The sequence below is a fragment of the Rhodococcus sp. NPDC003348 genome, assembly GCF_053589375.1.
On record NZ_JBSFRT010000002.1, the window covers coordinates 176736 to 190900 of the forward strand.

Here is a 14165-nt window from a genome sequence, read left to right on the forward strand (position 1 = left end):
GCCGGTCACCGGTAGGCCGGTCGCCGGGAAGCCTGCCGTCACGATGCGAAAAGGGCGCCGCCGTCGAACTGTCGACGGCGGCGCCCTTTCCGGTGCGACGAAGGGGTCAGGATCCCGGGGCAGGGGCCGGTTCCGGTGCAGGGGCTGCAACCGGCGCCGGGTCGATCGGCTTGGCCTCAAGTGCGCCGGACACTGCGGCGGACGCGTCCTGCAGCGGTGTCGGGCCCAGGCCGTGCGGGACGGTCAACGCCACGTAGACGCCGCGATCGACCGCGAACCAGGTGCTCGCATCGACGCCCTCGCCGCCGGGGATCTCCAGCCACTGCACGTCGTCGACGACCTGCAGCGCGCTGGCGGCATCGAATTCCGCCGGACGGTCCAGGCCGCAGCGCAGCACGATCTCCTGCGCGTCAGCCGACTGCCACGCGGCGGCGCCCTCGGGTGCGGGATCGACGAGCTCGGCGCGACCGAAGTCGCCCACCTGGTCCGGCAGGTTCTCGAGCAGTGCGGTGCATTCGGCGGACCCGGCGGCAGGCGCGGGGACCGGACCGAGCGCGACCGGATCGAGCGCGGGGTTGCGGTTCGCCACGATCGCGGCGGCGACGATGCCGGCGACCAGCGCGACGGGGAGTGCGACCGCCGCGGCGATCAGGGCGGGGCTGCGGCGGGCGTCGGGAGCGTCCGTGTCGGTGCCGGTCGTGCTGTTGGGGGATTCTTCGCTGTTCTGGGCTTCTTCGTTCACGAGGTCGGTGCTGTCGTTTCGGTAGTCGGGTGCGGCCGTGTCTGAGTCCGGGTTCGGGGTCGGCGATCTCACGCGCTCGCGGCCACCTCACAGGTGAGGGTCCGGGTGATCCCGGCGACCTGCTGGATGCCCTTCACGACCGGCGCGAACCCGGAGCCGTCCTGTCCCTCGATCCGCACGACCACGTCGTACGGGCCGATGACGTCCTCGGCGGTCAGCACCCCCGGCAACTGCCGGATCTGATCGGCGATCACTGTGGCCTTGCCCACCTCGGTCTGGATCAGTATGTATGCCTGCGCCACCGGTGGGCCCCTTCCCGGCACAGCGCCGCCGCGGTCTCGGTAGAGTCGCGGTGGCTCTGGCTCTGTCATGCGCGGCCGGGTCGTTTCCCGGCCGCCTTCCCAGGGTACCGCGACCGATTTCGACGAAAGGCCCTGTCATCGACACACCGGATCCGGCCCGGGACCCGGACATCGGACCCACCGTGGCCGACATCGGGGAGTTCGCCGTCATCGACCGCGCGGTGGCCGGTCGCGCCCAGCCCCGCACCACGCTGCTCGGCCCCGGTGACGACGCCGCGGTGGTGCGCGCCGCCGACGGCCGTGTCGTGGTGTCCTCGGACATGTTGGTGCAGGGCAGGCATTTTCGGCTGGACTGGTCGACACCTGCGGAGGTCGGCCGCAAGGCGGTGGCGCAGAACGGCGCGGACATCGTGTCGATGGGTGCGTGGCCGACCGCGTTCCTCGTCTCGCTCGGATGTCCGCCCGACACCCCGGTCGCGGTGGTCGACGCGCTGACCGAGGGAATCTGGGCGGAGGCGTCCGCGCTCGGTGCGGGTGTCGTCGGAGGCGACACCGTGCAGTCCGATCAGGTGGTGCTCTCGATCACGGTGCTCGGCGACCTTCAGGGCCGTGCCGCGGTGCTGAGGTCAGGGGCGCGGCCCGGGGACCAGGTCGCGGTGGCGGGTCGGCTGGGGTGGTCGGCGGCGGGTCTGGCGCTGCTGTCGTCGGGCGACGAGAGTTTTCCGGAAATCGTTGCAGCGCATCGTGTTCCGACTCCTCCGTACGGGAGTGGGCTGGATGCGGCACGGGCGGGAGCGACCGCGATGACGGACAACTCCGATGGTCTGATCGCCGATCTCGGTCACCTCGGCGTCGCCTCGGGCGTCCAGATCGACCTCGAACCGGTCGCGTTGGACCCGGATGCACCACTGCACGCCGCTGCCGAGGTGCTCGGCGCGGATGCACTGCACTGGGTGCTGACCGGGGGAGAGGACCACTCCCTTCTCGCCGCCTTCCCGAGCCGCGCCGCACTGCCCGACGGCTGGCGCCGGGTCGGAGTCGTCCGCGAGGGTTCGGGGGTCCTCGTCGGCGGCCGTGAGTGGACCGGGCCCGGCGGCTGGCAGAGCTTCGATTGACGGGTGGGCGGTACGCACCGATCCGACACCGTCATCCGGCGTGAACCCCGCATGGTTAGGTGGCACCCATGGCCATTTACGCACTCGGCGATCGCGAGCCCGACATCCATCCCGACGCCTACGTCCATCCTGATGCCGTGGTGATCGGCGCCGTGACCCTCGGGGCGGGGGCGTCGGTGTGGCCACAGGCCGTGCTGCGCGCCGACTACGGGACGATCACGATCGGTGAGCGGACCAACATCCAGGACGGCACGGTCATCCACTGCACCGCACTGGAACCGACCGTTCTCGGGGCCGGGTGTGTGGTCGGTCACAGCGCCCACATCGAGGGTGCGACCATCGGAGACGAGTGCCTGATCGCGTCCGGATCCGTGGTCCTGAACGGGTCGACGATCGGCGCCGGTTCGATCGTCGGGGCGGGGGCGGTGATCCCGTTCAAGTTCGAGGTGCCGCCGCGCCGAATGGCGCTGGGCGTGCCCGCGAAGATCCGGGAGGGCTACGAGGTGCCTGCCGGTCACCTGGAGCTGAACGTGAAGATGTACGCCGCGAACGCGGCGTACTACCGCGACGCACTGCGCAGGCTCGACTGATGGCCGCCCGCCCGCTCACCGAGCTGGTCGACCCCGGTTGGGCCCAGGCGCTGGCGCCGGTCGCCGACCGGATCGCCGCGATGGGGGAATTCCTGCGCACGGAGAACGACGCCGGTCGCGGCTATCTGCCCGCCGGAGAGAACGTGCTGCGCGCGTTCAGCCAGCCGTTCGACGACGTCCGGGTCCTGGTGGTCGGCCAGGACCCGTACCCGACACCGGGTCACGCGGTGGGGCTGAGCTTCTCCGTCGCCCCCGACGTGCGGCCGGTGCCACGGAGTCTGACCAACATCTTCACCGAACTGGGCACCGATCTCGGGCTGCCGACGCCGGCGAACGGCGACCTCACACCGTGGGCGCAGCAGGGGGTGCTGCTGCTCAACAGGGTGCTGACCGTGCAGCCAGGGCAGGCCGCGTCGCACCGGCGCAAGGGCTGGGAGGAGGTCACCGAGCAGGCCATCCACGCGCTCGTGGCCCGAACCGACCCGAGCGGTCGGCGTCGACCGCTGGTTGCGATCCTGTGGGGCCGCGACGCCGGGACGCTGAAGCCGATGCTCGGTGACACCCCTTTCGTGGAGTCCGCCCACCCGTCGCCGCTGTCGGCGTCGCGCGGCTTCTTCGGGTCGCGGCCCTTCAGCCGCGTCAACCGGCTCCTCGAGGAGCAGGGCGAGAAGCCGGTCGACTGGAGCCTCGCCTGACCGACCGTGACCGCATGAACGGAACCGTTCAGTCGATCAGATCGAATGAACGGTTCCGTTCATGCCGCTGGGGGAGAGGGTCAGCGGACGGAGGTGAAGTCCGGCTTCCGCTTACCGACGAAGGCGTCGACGCCCTCGCGGCCTGCGGCGCTGCCCGCGGCCGAGGAGATCGACGCGGCCTCGGCGTCGAGCTGATCCGACAGGGTGGACTCCTCGGACCGCGCGAGCAGGGTCTTGATGCCGGCGTACGAGCTGGTCGGGCCCGCGGCGAGGCCCTGCGCCACCTTCAACGCCTCCGCCTGCACCTCCTCGTCCGCGACGGTCCGGCTGAGCACCCCGAGCCGGACGGCTTCCTCGGCGTCGAGGATCGCGTCGGTGAGGATGATCTCGCGGGCGCGGCGGGCGCCGACGATGCGCGGCAGGCTCCAGGACATGCCGCCGTCCGGGGTGAGCCCGATGCCGGGGTAGGCGGGCCGAAGCTTGGTGGAGACGCCGCCGATGGCGATGTCGGACGCGCAGACCAGGCTCATGCCCGCGCCGGCAGCCCAGCCGTGCACGGCGGCAACGACGGGAACGGTGACGTCGGCGACCAGACGGACGAAGTCGTGCAGTTCGTTCGCGATCTCGAGAAGGTAGGCGGAACGATCCGGCGCGCCCGCGAAGGCTCGGACGTTGCCACCGGCGCAGAAGTTCGCACCCTCACCGACGAGGAGTACCGAGCCGGCGGCGATCTCGCCCGCTGCGAGCGCGCGCAGCGCGGTGGTGCCCTGGTTGACGCCGGTGAAGTCGAGGGAGGTGCCGTTGTCGGCGGTGGCAATGGCGATGCGGAGGACGTCGCCGTCGAGGCGGACGTGGCTGAGGCCGTCGAGTGAAGTCACCGTTAAACCTTATCCGTGCGCACGATTCGCCTGTGGCGCAGCTCCCATCAGGTGACCGGATGCGCAGACGACTGTGCCCCCGACACCGGATGGTGTCGGGGGCACAGTCGGTGCTGAAAAATCAGCCGCGGACGACCTTGCCGGCCTTCAGGCAGGAGGTGCACACGTTGAGCTTCTGACGCGTACCGGATCCGACCTGGGCCCGGACAGTCTGAATGTTCGGGTTCCAGCGACGGTTGGTACGCCGGTGCGAGTGCGAGACCGACTTACCGAAGCCGGGTCCCTTGGCGCAAACGTCGCAGACGGCAGCCATAGTCGCGAACTCCTTGATGTGATGCGGATGGTTTTCAGTCGCGGGCAGGGGACAATGGTGCGGCCCTTGCCAGGCAACCGTGTCAGATTAGCCGGAACAACCTCGTTTGGCCAAACCGGCGTCCTGAGGTGCTGCGAGGTGAGCGGGCTGTCGGGCCCTGCCGCTAATCTTGCGGAACCGACGATACCGAACCGGGGCGGAGGACGGAACCGAGGTGCTCGAGGCCCTGCAGAACGTGGACGGCACGGCGTTGCGCCGCTGGGCGAGGGTCTGTGTCGACGGACTGACCAGCCGCTGCGACGACATCAACCGACTGAACGTGTTCCCCGTTCCCGATTCGGACACCGGCACAAATCTGCTGTTCACCATGCGCGCGGCAGCCGACGAGGCATGTGCGACGGATCCGGATGCCCCGGCCTCCGAGGTCGCGGCGGCGCTCGCACGCGGTGCGGTGACCGGTGCGCGCGGCAATTCCGGGGTAATCCTCTCGCAGGTGCTGCGGGGGATCGCCGAGGTCGTCCGCGCCGGGTACCTCGACGCCGACACCGTCCGTAGCGCACTGAACGAGGCCGCGGTGCTGGCGACCGAGGCGATCAGCATCCCCGTCGAGGGCACCATCGTCACGGTGCTGCGCCACGCGGCCGCCGCCGCGGACGGATGTCCCGCCGGCACGCCGCTGGCCGGGGTCGTGACCGTGGCCGCGGAGGGTGCCGTCGAGGCCCTCGCCCGGACGCCCGCGCAGTTGGCCGAACTCGGCCGGGCCGGAGTCGTGGACGCCGGTGGATTCGGCCTGGTCGTCATCCTCGACGCCCTGGTCGGAGTGGTCACCGGTGTCACACCCGACCGGGCCGGTCTTTCGTTGGTCGCGCCGCAGGTCTCCGTGACGGCGCCCGAGCCGGTGTCAGGCGTGTGCACCGACGAGGCCGGCGACCAGGACTACGAGGTGATGTACCTGCTGGCCGGCAGCGACGAGCGGCGGGTGGGGGAGTTGCGCCGGAGTCTCGACGGCCTCGGCGACTCGGTGATCATCGTCGGGGACGGGGCGGGAGCGTGGTCGGTCCACGTGCACTGCACCGACCCCGGAGCGGCGGTGGAGGCCGGTCTCGAGGCCGGCGCCGTGCACCGCATCCGGATCTCCTGCTTCGCGCTCGACGCGATTCGTGCGCTGCCCGGCGCGACCGTCCCGGTGCCCGGGAAGCGGCGCATCCTCGCGGTCGTGTCCGGGGACGGCGCCGCCGACCTGTTCGCCGTCGAGGGCGCCGAGGTCCTGCGCAGCGACGAACCGGTCACCCCGCAGCGGCTGCTTGCCGCGATTCGCGGCCTCGACTGCGCGGAGGTCCTCGTGCTGCCGAACGGGGCGCTGCCGGCGCAGGAACTGGTGACGGTCGGCGTCGCCGCCCGCGACGACCACCGGGCCGTGCACCTGTTGCCGACGTCGTCGGCGGTGCAGGGGCTCGCCGCGCTCGCCGTGCACGACGACGGTCGCGCCGCCGTCGACGACGCGTTCGCGATGTCCGAGGCGGCCGCGTCCACCAGGTGGGGTTCGGTGCGGGTCGCGGAGGAGCGGGCGCTGACGCTGATGGGCACCTGCGATGCGGGGGACGGGCTGGGGCTGATCGGACACGAGGTGGTGGTCATCGCCCCGGATGCGGCCGAGGCCGGGCGAAGGCTTCTCGACCAGGTGCTCGGGGTCGGCGGCGAACTGGTGACGCTGCTGGTCGGGGTGCGGGCGCCGACAGCCCTGGCCGACGTCCTCGCCGACCACGTCACCCGCAACCATCCCGGTGTCGAGGTGCACGTGTACCCCGGCGGACAGGACGGCGACCTGCTGCAGGTCGGCGTCGAGTAGGACTTCCAGGCAGGACGAGAGACGCACCGATGGCAACCCTGAACGACCGCATCGACCACCTGCTCGGGACGAAGGTCGCCGCGCCGCTGGCGCAGGACTTCGAGATCCACACCGTGGAGGATCTGCTGCGGCACTACCCGCACCGGTACGCGACGCAGGGCGCGGACCTCGGCGAGAGCAAGCCCCCCGAGGGTGAGCACATCACGATGGTCGCGACCGTCGTCAAGGCCGACGTCGTGTCGTTCAAGAACCGCAACGGCAAGATGCTCCGCACGGTGCTCGCCGCGGACACCCAGCGGGTCGACGCCACCTTCTTCAATCCGCAGAAGGTGGCGCATGTGATCAAACCGGGTGTGCGGGCGATGTTCTCGGGAACCGCCAAGTACTTCCGGGAGCAGCTCCAGCTGACCCACCCGAGCTATCTGATCCTGCCGACCGGCGACGGCGAGCCGGTCGTCGGCGGTCGGGTTCGTGGATCCGGCGAGCTGGCGGACATGGCCCGCAGCGCCCAGGGCTCCGACTCGGCCGTGGACATGGAGATCTTCGACCGCGCGCTGATCCCCGTGTACCCGTCGACCCGCGACGTGCAGAGCTGGACGATCGCGAAGTGTGTGCGGCAGATCCTCGACCAGCTCGATCCGGTGCCCGACCCGCTGCCCACCGCGACCCGCACCGAGCTCGGCCTGATCGGTCTGGACGAGGCGTTGCGGCTCGTCCACCAGCCCGACACGAAGCAGGACGTCGAGCGGGCGCGCGAGCGACTGCGGTTCGACGAGGCGGCGGCCCTGCAGCTGGTCCTGGCGCAGCGCAGGCACGCCGTGGACGAGCGAGTCGCGCCCGCATGCCCGCCGAAACCCGGCGGGCTCGCGGCGGCATTCGACGCGCAGTTGCCGTTCACCCTCACCGACGGCCAGCTCGCGGTGGCCGAGGAGATCTCCGCCGACCTGTCCCGTCCGCACCCGATGAACCGTCTGCTGCAGGGTGAGGTCGGCTCGGGCAAGACGATCGTCGCACTTCGGGCGATGCTGCAGGTGATCGACGCCGGGTACCAGTGCGCGCTGCTGGCGCCCACCGAGGTGCTCGCCGCCCAGCACGCCCGGTCGCTACGACAGATGCTCGGAAGCCTGGCTCTCGCAGGCGAACTCGGAGCCGCTGACGGTGCCACCCGGGTGACGCTGGTGACCGGGTCCATGTCGGTGCCGGCCAAGCGGGCGGCGCTCAACGCGGTGATGGTCGGGGACGCGGGCATCGTGATCGGTACCCATGCGCTGATTCAGGACAAGGTCGAGTTCTTCAACCTCGGCATGGTGGTCGTCGACGAGCAGCATCGCTTCGGTGTCGAGCAGCGGGACGCCCTGCGCGGTCGGGCCAGGGAGGGACTGAGCCCGCACGTGCTGGTGATGACCGCGACCCCGATCCCGCGGACCATCGCGATGACCGTTCTCGGCGACCTGGAAACGTCCGCGCTGCGGGAGCTTCCGCGCGGCCGCTCGCCGATCGTCAGCAATGTGGTCTCGGCGTCGGAGAAGCCGGCGTGGGTGGACCGGGCGTGGGCGCGGATCTGCGAGGAGGTGGCCGCCGGTCGTCAGGCGTACGTCGTGTGCTCCCGGATCGGGGAGGGCGACGAGGACGCCGAGGACGGTGGCGAGCTCGAACTCGACCCCTTCTCCGACGACCTCTTCGCCGACCGCGCCGCGCCGCAGCCGCGCAAGCCCGCCCGTAAGGCGAAGCCGCCCAAGGGTGGTGAGCCGCCGCAGACCGCGGCCGCGCTCGCCGTGTTCGAGGAGTTGCGCCACGGCGCGCTGGCGTCGGTGCGGGTCGGGTTGCTCCACGGCAGGCTGCCGTCGGACGAGAAGGACTCGGTGATGCGCGATTTCACCGTCGGCGACATCGACGTCCTGGTCTGTACGACCGTCGTCGAGGTCGGTGTCGACGTGCCCAACGCCACCGTCATGGTGATCGTGGACGCGGATCGGTTCGGTGTCAGTCAGTTGCACCAGTTGCGTGGCCGGGTGGGCCGCGGCGCCCACCAGGGGCTGTGCATCCTGATCACCGGGTCGCGGCCCGAGTCGCCGGCGTTCCGGCGGCTGAGTGCGGTTGCCGGCACCAACGACGGCTTCGAACTCGCGCAACTGGATCTGGCGCAGCGCCGCGAGGGCGACGTGCTCGGCGTCGCCCAGTCCGGCACCTCCACGAAACTGCGTCTGCTGTCGCTGCTCGATCACGAGGAGGTCATCGAGACGGCCCGCGAGTTCGCTCGGCAGGTCGTCGCAGAGGACCCCGACCTGTCCGCGCACCCGGGTCTGGCCTCGATGGTCACCGCGGGCCTGGATGCCAGGGGCGTCGAGTTTCTGGACAAGTCGTAGGTTGGTCGCGGCGGTGGTCATCGGGCCCCGCCCGCCGAAGCCCGCAACGCAGACCCGAGGAAGAGTCATGACCGACGACCTGTCCGCTCCGTCCGACGACCTGTCCGCGTACGAGGACGACCTGTCGGCAATCGAGCGGCGGGTCACCCGGGAGTTCTCCTTCGGCAGGCTGCGCCCTGTCGTCGTGGGGCTGATCGCGACACTGGTGGTCGCGCTGTTCCTGCCGCACGCCGGCGGGCACTCGGCGGTCGCGGTGATCGGTGGTGCGGGCGGTGCCGGAGTGACGGTGCCGCTGCGGCTGTTCCTCGGGTTCGTGGTCGTGTTCGGCATCGGGGTCGGGGCACTGGCGGTCGTGACCCGGCGATGGGCGTTGTCCTGGCTGGCGATGATCGGCACGTCGATGGGCATCGTGTTCGGCATGCTGGCGTGCTGGTCGCAGCAGTCACTGCCCGCCGAGACGCGACCCTCGGGACTCGGTGCGGGGCTGCTGCTGGCGTGGGCGGCGACGACGCTGCTTGCGATCCAGTGGGCGTCCGTGACGTGGAGTCGCGCGAACGTCATGCAGGCCCGTCCGAAGCGCGGTACGGGCCTCCGGAAGTAGCGGAATCTGCAGCTCACCGTGGGTGCCGTGGTCGTGTGAGGTGGGGCACGGTAGCGTACTGCATCGTTACAGGCGTCCGAACGTCCGGGGGTTTCCCGGATGTTGGAACGTTCAGCCGTGTTGGCCGTGAACGCAAGGGTAGTTTTCAGCGATGTTCTCAAAAGTCTTGGTTGCCAATCGCGGTGAAATCGCGATCCGGGCATTCCGTGCCTCCTACGAGCTGGGTGCGGGCACCGTCGCCGTCTTTCCGTACGAGGACCGCAACTCGGTCCACCGGTTGAAGGCAGACGAGAGTTATCAGATCGGCGAGCAGGGGCACCCGGTGCGGGCGTACCTGTCGATCGGCGAGATCGTCTCGGCGGCGAAGAAGGCCGGTGCGGATGCCATCTATCCGGGCTACGGGTTCCTGTCGGAGAACCCGGACCTGGCGGCGGCGTGCGCGGCGGAGGGCATCACCTTCGTCGGCCCGTCCTCGGAGATTCTGGAGCTGACGGGCAACAAGGCCCGCGCGATCGCCGCGGCGAAGGCGGCCGGGTTGCCGGTGCTCGCGTCGTCGGCGCCGTCCGCGGATGTCGACGAGTTGGTCGCGGCATCGGAGTCGATGGAGTTCCCGATCTTCGTCAAGGCGGTCGCCGGTGGCGGTGGCCGCGGCATGCGTCGCGTCGCCGAGCGGGCCCAGTTGCGAGAGGCGATCGAAGCCGCGGCCCGCGAGGCGGAGTCCGCATTCGGTGACCCGACGGTGTTCCTCGAGCAGGCCGTCGTCGACCCGCGGCACATCGAGGTGCAGATCCTCGCCGATCAGCAGGGCAACGTCATCCACCTGTTCGAGCGCGACTGCTCGGTGCAGCGCCGCCACCAGAAGGTGATCGAGCTCGCGCCCGCGCCGAACCTGCCGGAGGAGCTGCGGCAGAAGATCTGTGCGGACGCGGTCGCGTTCGCCAAGCAGATCGGCTACTCGTGCGCCGGCACCGTCGAGTTCCTGCTCGACACCCGGGGCAACCACGTCTTCATCGAGATGAACCCGCGAATCCAGGTCGAGCACACGGTCACCGAGGAGATCACCGACGTCGACCTGGTGCAGGCGCAGCTGCGGATCGCGTCGGGCGAGACCCTGGCCGATCTCGGTCTGTCGCAGGATTCGATCACGATCCGCGGTGCGGCACTGCAGTTGCGGATCACCACCGAGGATCCGGCGAACGGGTTCCGTCCGGACACCGGCCGGATCACCGGCTACCGCACCCCCGGCGGCGCCGGTGTGCGCCTGGACGGCGGCACCATGGTCGGCGCGGAGGTCGGCGCCTACTTCGACTCGATGCTCGTCAAGCTGACCTGCCGCGGGCGCAGCCTCGAAGCAGCCGTCGCCCGCGCCCGCCGCGCGGTCACCGAATTCCGCATCCGTGGTGTCGCGACGAACATCCCCTTCCTGCAGGCCGTTCTCGACGACCCGGATTTCATCGCAGGCAACGTGACCACCTCGTTCATCGAGGAGCGGCCGCAGCTGCTGACCTCCCGCGCCTCGGCGGACCGCGGCACCAAGATCCTGACCTACCTCGCGGACGTCACGGTCAACAAGCCGCACGGCGATCGGCCGTCGACGGTGTACCCGCACGACAAGTTGCCTGCCATCGACCTGAAGGCGGCCCCGCCGTCCGGGTCGAAGCAGCGTCTGATCGAGCTCGGCCCGGAGGGATTCGCCGCGGCGCTGCGCAAGCAGGACGCCCTCGCCGTCACCGACACAACCTTCCGCGACGCGCACCAGTCGCTGCTGGCCACCCGGTTGCGCACCCGCGACCTGCTCACCGTCGCCGGGCACGTGGCCCGCATGACGCCCGAGTTGCTGTCGGTGGAGGCGTGGGGCGGCGCGACCTACGACGTGGCACTGCGGTTCCTGCACGAGGATCCGTGGGAGCGGCTCGCGGCGCTGCGTGAGGCGATGCCGAACATCTGCCTGCAGATGCTGCTGCGCGGCCGGAACACCGTCGGCTACACCCCGTACCCGGAGACGGTGACCCGCGCGTTCGTGCGGGAGGCCACCGCGACCGGTGTCGACATCTTCCGGATCTTCGACGCACTCAACAACGTCGACCAGATGCGGCCGGCGATCGACGCGGTCCGCGAGACCGGCACCGCGGTCGCCGAGGTCGCGTTGTCCTACACCGGCGACCTGTCGAACCCGAACGAGGATCTCTACACCCTCGACTACTACCTCAAGCTGGCCGAGCAGATCGTCGACGCCGGTGCGCACGTGCTGGCGATCAAGGACATGGCGGGCCTGCTGCGTGCCCCGGCGGCCGCGACCCTGGTCACGGCGCTTCGCTCGAACTTCGACCTGCCGGTGCACGTGCACACCCACGACACCCCCGGCGGGCAGCTCGCCACCTACCTCGCCGCCTGGCAGGCGGGTGCGGACGCCGTCGACGGTGCCAGCGCCGCCATGGCGGGCACCACCAGCCAGCCGTCGCTGTCCGCGATCGTCGCCGCGGCCGCGCACTCGCCGCGGGACACCGGCATCGACCTGCAGGCCGTGTGCGACCTCGAGCCGTACTGGGAGGCGCTGCGGAAGGTGTACGCGCCGTTCGAGTCCGGGCTGCCGTCGCCGACCGGACGCGTCTACACCCACGAGATTCCGGGCGGTCAGCTGTCGAACCTGCGCCAGCAGGCCATCGCGCTCGGACTCGGCGACCAGTTCGAGGAGGTCGAGGCGAAGTACGCGGCCGCGGACCGAATGCTCGGCCGCCTGGTCAAGGTCACCCCGTCGTCGAAGGTGGTCGGCGATCTCGCGCTGCACCTCGTCGGGTCGGGCGTCGACACCGACGAATTCGCCGCGAACCCGGCCGGTTACGACATCCCCGATTCCGTCGTCGGGTTCCTGCGCGGCGAGCTCGGCACCCCCGCCGGTGGCTGGCCGGAACCGTTCCGTACCAAGGCCCTCGAGGGCCGCGGCGCCGCGAAGCCGGAGACCCCGCTCAGCGCCGACGACGAGGCCGGTCTCGCCGGCGACCCGCAGGAGCGGCGCGCCACCCTCAACCGGCTGCTGTTCCCCGGTCCGACAAAGGAATTCGGCGAGCACCGCGACAAGTACGGCGACACCTCGAGGCTGTCCGCGAACCAGTTCTTCTACGGTCTGCGCCGGGGCGAGGAACACCGCGTCCAGCTCGCGAAGGGTGTCGAACTGCTCATCGGCCTCGAGGCCGTCTCCGAGCCCGACGAGCGCGGCATGCGGACCGTGATGTGCATCCTCAACGGCCAGTTGCGGCCGGTGTCGGTTCGCGACCGGTCGATTGCCAGCGAGGTTCCCGTCGCGGAGAAGGCGGACCGCGCCAACCCCGGCCACATCGCGGCACCGTTCGCCGGCGTGGTCACCCTGGTGGTCGCCGAGGGTCAGAAGGTCGCGGCCGGGGACACCGTGGCCACCATCGAGGCGATGAAGATGGAGGCCGCGATCACCGCGCCCCGTGGGGGCACGGTCTCCCGCCTGGCGATCACACCCGTTCAGCAGGTCGAGGGCGGCGACCTGCTCGCGGTGATCTCCGTCGTTGCCGCGGAGGAGGACGGCCCGCAGTGACACTGTTCGTCGCCAGGGCCCCGAAGTGACCCGGATCGTCGCCGGCGCCGCGGGTGGGCGCCGGCTCCGGGTGCCCTCCCAGGGCACCCGCCCGACCTCCGAACGGGTGCGGGAAGCGCTGTTCAGCGCGCTCGACGCGCGGATCGACCTCGACGGTGCGCGGGTGCTCGACCTCTACGCCGGTTCGGGAGCGCTTGGGCTCGAAGCGCTTTCCCGGGGCGCGGGCCACGTGCTGCTGGTCGAGTCGAACGCCCGCGCCGCCGCCGTGGTGCGGGAGAACATCGCCGAGGTGGGCCTGCCCGGCGCGGTCGTCACGACCGCGCCGGCGGCCGCCGTCGTCGCGGGCACCCCAGACGGGGAGTACGACATCGTCATGCTCGATCCGCCGTACGCGCTGGGGGAGAACGAACTCGGCGCGGTCCTCGCCGACCTCACCGCGAAGCGGTGGATCGGGGAGGGATCGCTGGTCGTGGTCGAGCGGGCCAGCCGATCGCCGGAGACGGTGTGGCCGGACGGATTCGAGGTCGAGCGGGCCCGCAAGTACGGTGACACCCGCGTCGAGATCGCCTGTTACCGTCTGCAGACATGAGCAAGGCGGTCTGCCCCGGTTCCTTCGATCCCGTCACCAACGGTCACCTCGACGTGATCTCGCGTGTCGCGGTGCAATTCGACGAGGTCGTCGTGACCGTCGTCATCAACCCGAACAAGCAGGGCATGTTCACGATCGAGGAGCGGCTCGAGATGCTGCGGGACGCGACGGCGGATCTGCCGAACGTGACCGTCGACTCCTGGCAGGGCCTGCTCGTCGACTACGCGACCGCGAACGGCGCGACCGCGATCGTCAAGGGACTGCGCGGCGCCAACGACTTCGACTACGAGCTGCAGATGGCGCAGATGAACCACAAGCTCACCGGCGTCGACACGCTCTTCGTCGCCACCAACCCGCGGTTCAGCTACCTGTCCAGTTCGCTGGTCAAGGAGGTCGCCACCTACGGCGGCGACGTCGCGGACATGCTGCCCGCTCACGTGCACGCCCGGCTCATCGAGCGGATCGCCGAGCGCAAGGCCGCAGGCTAGATCCTCGACACATCCGCATGCCCGTGGGCGTGGCGTCGCGCCGCGCTCGCGGGCTGCGGCAAGATTGACGTG

13 protein-coding genes are annotated in these 14165 nt (G+C 70.5%); 9 read left to right on the forward strand and 4 right to left on the reverse strand.

The annotated features are described in order from the left end of the window. Window positions 1-106 precede the first annotated feature (106 nt). Window positions 107-742 (reverse strand): DUF3515 domain-containing protein, encoded by a 636-nt coding sequence (locus tag ACWDU4_RS02255; protein ID WP_450112253.1) that lies wholly within the window; start codon window positions 740-742, stop codon window positions 107-109. A gap of 68 nt (window positions 743-810) precedes the next feature. Further along, window positions 811-1044, reverse strand: coding sequence for an Lrp/AsnC ligand binding domain-containing protein (locus ACWDU4_RS02260; RefSeq protein WP_450112209.1), 234 nt, complete (start codon window positions 1042-1044; stop codon window positions 811-813). Window positions 1045-1226: 182 nt separating this feature from the next. Between ACWDU4_RS02260 and ACWDU4_RS02265 the strand changes: the two genes are divergently transcribed. The 3 genes from ACWDU4_RS02265 to ACWDU4_RS02275 all read left to right on the forward strand — a co-directional run bounded on the left by ACWDU4_RS02265 (window position 1227) and on the right by ACWDU4_RS02275 (window position 3444). Then, a complete protein-coding gene (locus ACWDU4_RS02265) occupies window positions 1227-2159 on the forward strand; it encodes a thiamine-phosphate kinase (protein ID WP_450112210.1) in 933 nt (310 codons plus the stop codon). A gap of 68 nt (window positions 2160-2227) precedes the next feature. Further along, the gene (locus ACWDU4_RS02270; protein ID WP_450112211.1) at window positions 2228-2749 is read left to right on the forward strand and encodes a gamma carbonic anhydrase family protein; all 522 of its coding nucleotides are present in this window, start codon (window positions 2228-2230) and stop codon (window positions 2747-2749) included. Continuing rightward, window positions 2749-3444 carry a uracil-DNA glycosylase gene (locus tag ACWDU4_RS02275; protein ID WP_450112212.1) on the forward strand — a complete coding sequence of 232 codons (696 nt, stop codon included), beginning with the start codon at window positions 2749-2751 and terminating at the stop codon, window positions 3442-3444. Before ACWDU4_RS02270 ends, ACWDU4_RS02275 begins: the two co-directional genes overlap by 1 nt. 80 nt (window positions 3445-3524) lie before the next feature. On the opposite strand, the gene ACWDU4_RS02280 is transcribed toward ACWDU4_RS02275, so the two are convergent. Both ACWDU4_RS02280 and rpmB read right to left on the reverse strand, forming a co-directional pair. Further along, window positions 3525-4322, reverse strand: a complete 798-nt coding sequence (locus tag ACWDU4_RS02280; RefSeq protein ID WP_450112213.1) for an enoyl-CoA hydratase/isomerase family protein — start codon at window positions 4320-4322, stop codon at window positions 3525-3527. Window positions 4323-4443: 121 nt separating this feature from the next. Further along, window positions 4444-4635 (reverse strand): 50S ribosomal protein L28, encoded by a 192-nt coding sequence (gene rpmB / locus ACWDU4_RS02285; RefSeq protein ID WP_378483851.1) that lies wholly within the window; start codon window positions 4633-4635, stop codon window positions 4444-4446. 214 nt (window positions 4636-4849) lie between these two features. Between rpmB and ACWDU4_RS02290 the strand changes: the two genes are divergently transcribed. The 6 genes from ACWDU4_RS02290 (at window position 4850) to coaD (ending at window position 14093) form a co-directional block, all read left to right on the forward strand. Further along, complete coding sequence (locus ACWDU4_RS02290; protein ID WP_450112214.1) at window positions 4850-6484, forward strand: DAK2 domain-containing protein; 1635 nt, start codon at window positions 4850-4852, stop codon at window positions 6482-6484. A gap of 29 nt (window positions 6485-6513) precedes the next feature. Next, window positions 6514-8850 carry an ATP-dependent DNA helicase RecG gene (recG, locus tag ACWDU4_RS02295; protein WP_450112215.1) on the forward strand — a complete coding sequence of 779 codons (2337 nt, stop codon included), beginning with the start codon at window positions 6514-6516 and terminating at the stop codon, window positions 8848-8850. 67 nt (window positions 8851-8917) lie between these two features. Beyond that, a complete protein-coding gene (locus tag ACWDU4_RS02300; protein ID WP_450112216.1) occupies window positions 8918-9451 on the forward strand; it encodes an Rv2732c family membrane protein in 534 nt (177 codons plus the stop codon). A 151-nt stretch (window positions 9452-9602) separates the two neighbouring features. Next, a complete protein-coding gene (locus ACWDU4_RS02305; protein ID WP_450112217.1) occupies window positions 9603-13016 on the forward strand; it encodes a pyruvate carboxylase in 3414 nt (1137 codons plus the stop codon). A gap of 25 nt (window positions 13017-13041) precedes the next feature. After that, entirely contained in the window at window positions 13042-13605 is a 564-nt protein-coding gene (gene rsmD, locus ACWDU4_RS02310) for a 16S rRNA (guanine(966)-N(2))-methyltransferase RsmD (protein ID WP_450112218.1), read from the forward strand. Next, entirely contained in the window at window positions 13602-14093 is a 492-nt protein-coding gene (gene coaD, locus ACWDU4_RS02315) for a pantetheine-phosphate adenylyltransferase (protein WP_450112219.1), read from the forward strand. Before rsmD ends, coaD begins: the two co-directional genes overlap by 4 nt. The last annotated feature ends 72 nt before the right edge of the window (window positions 14094-14165 follow it).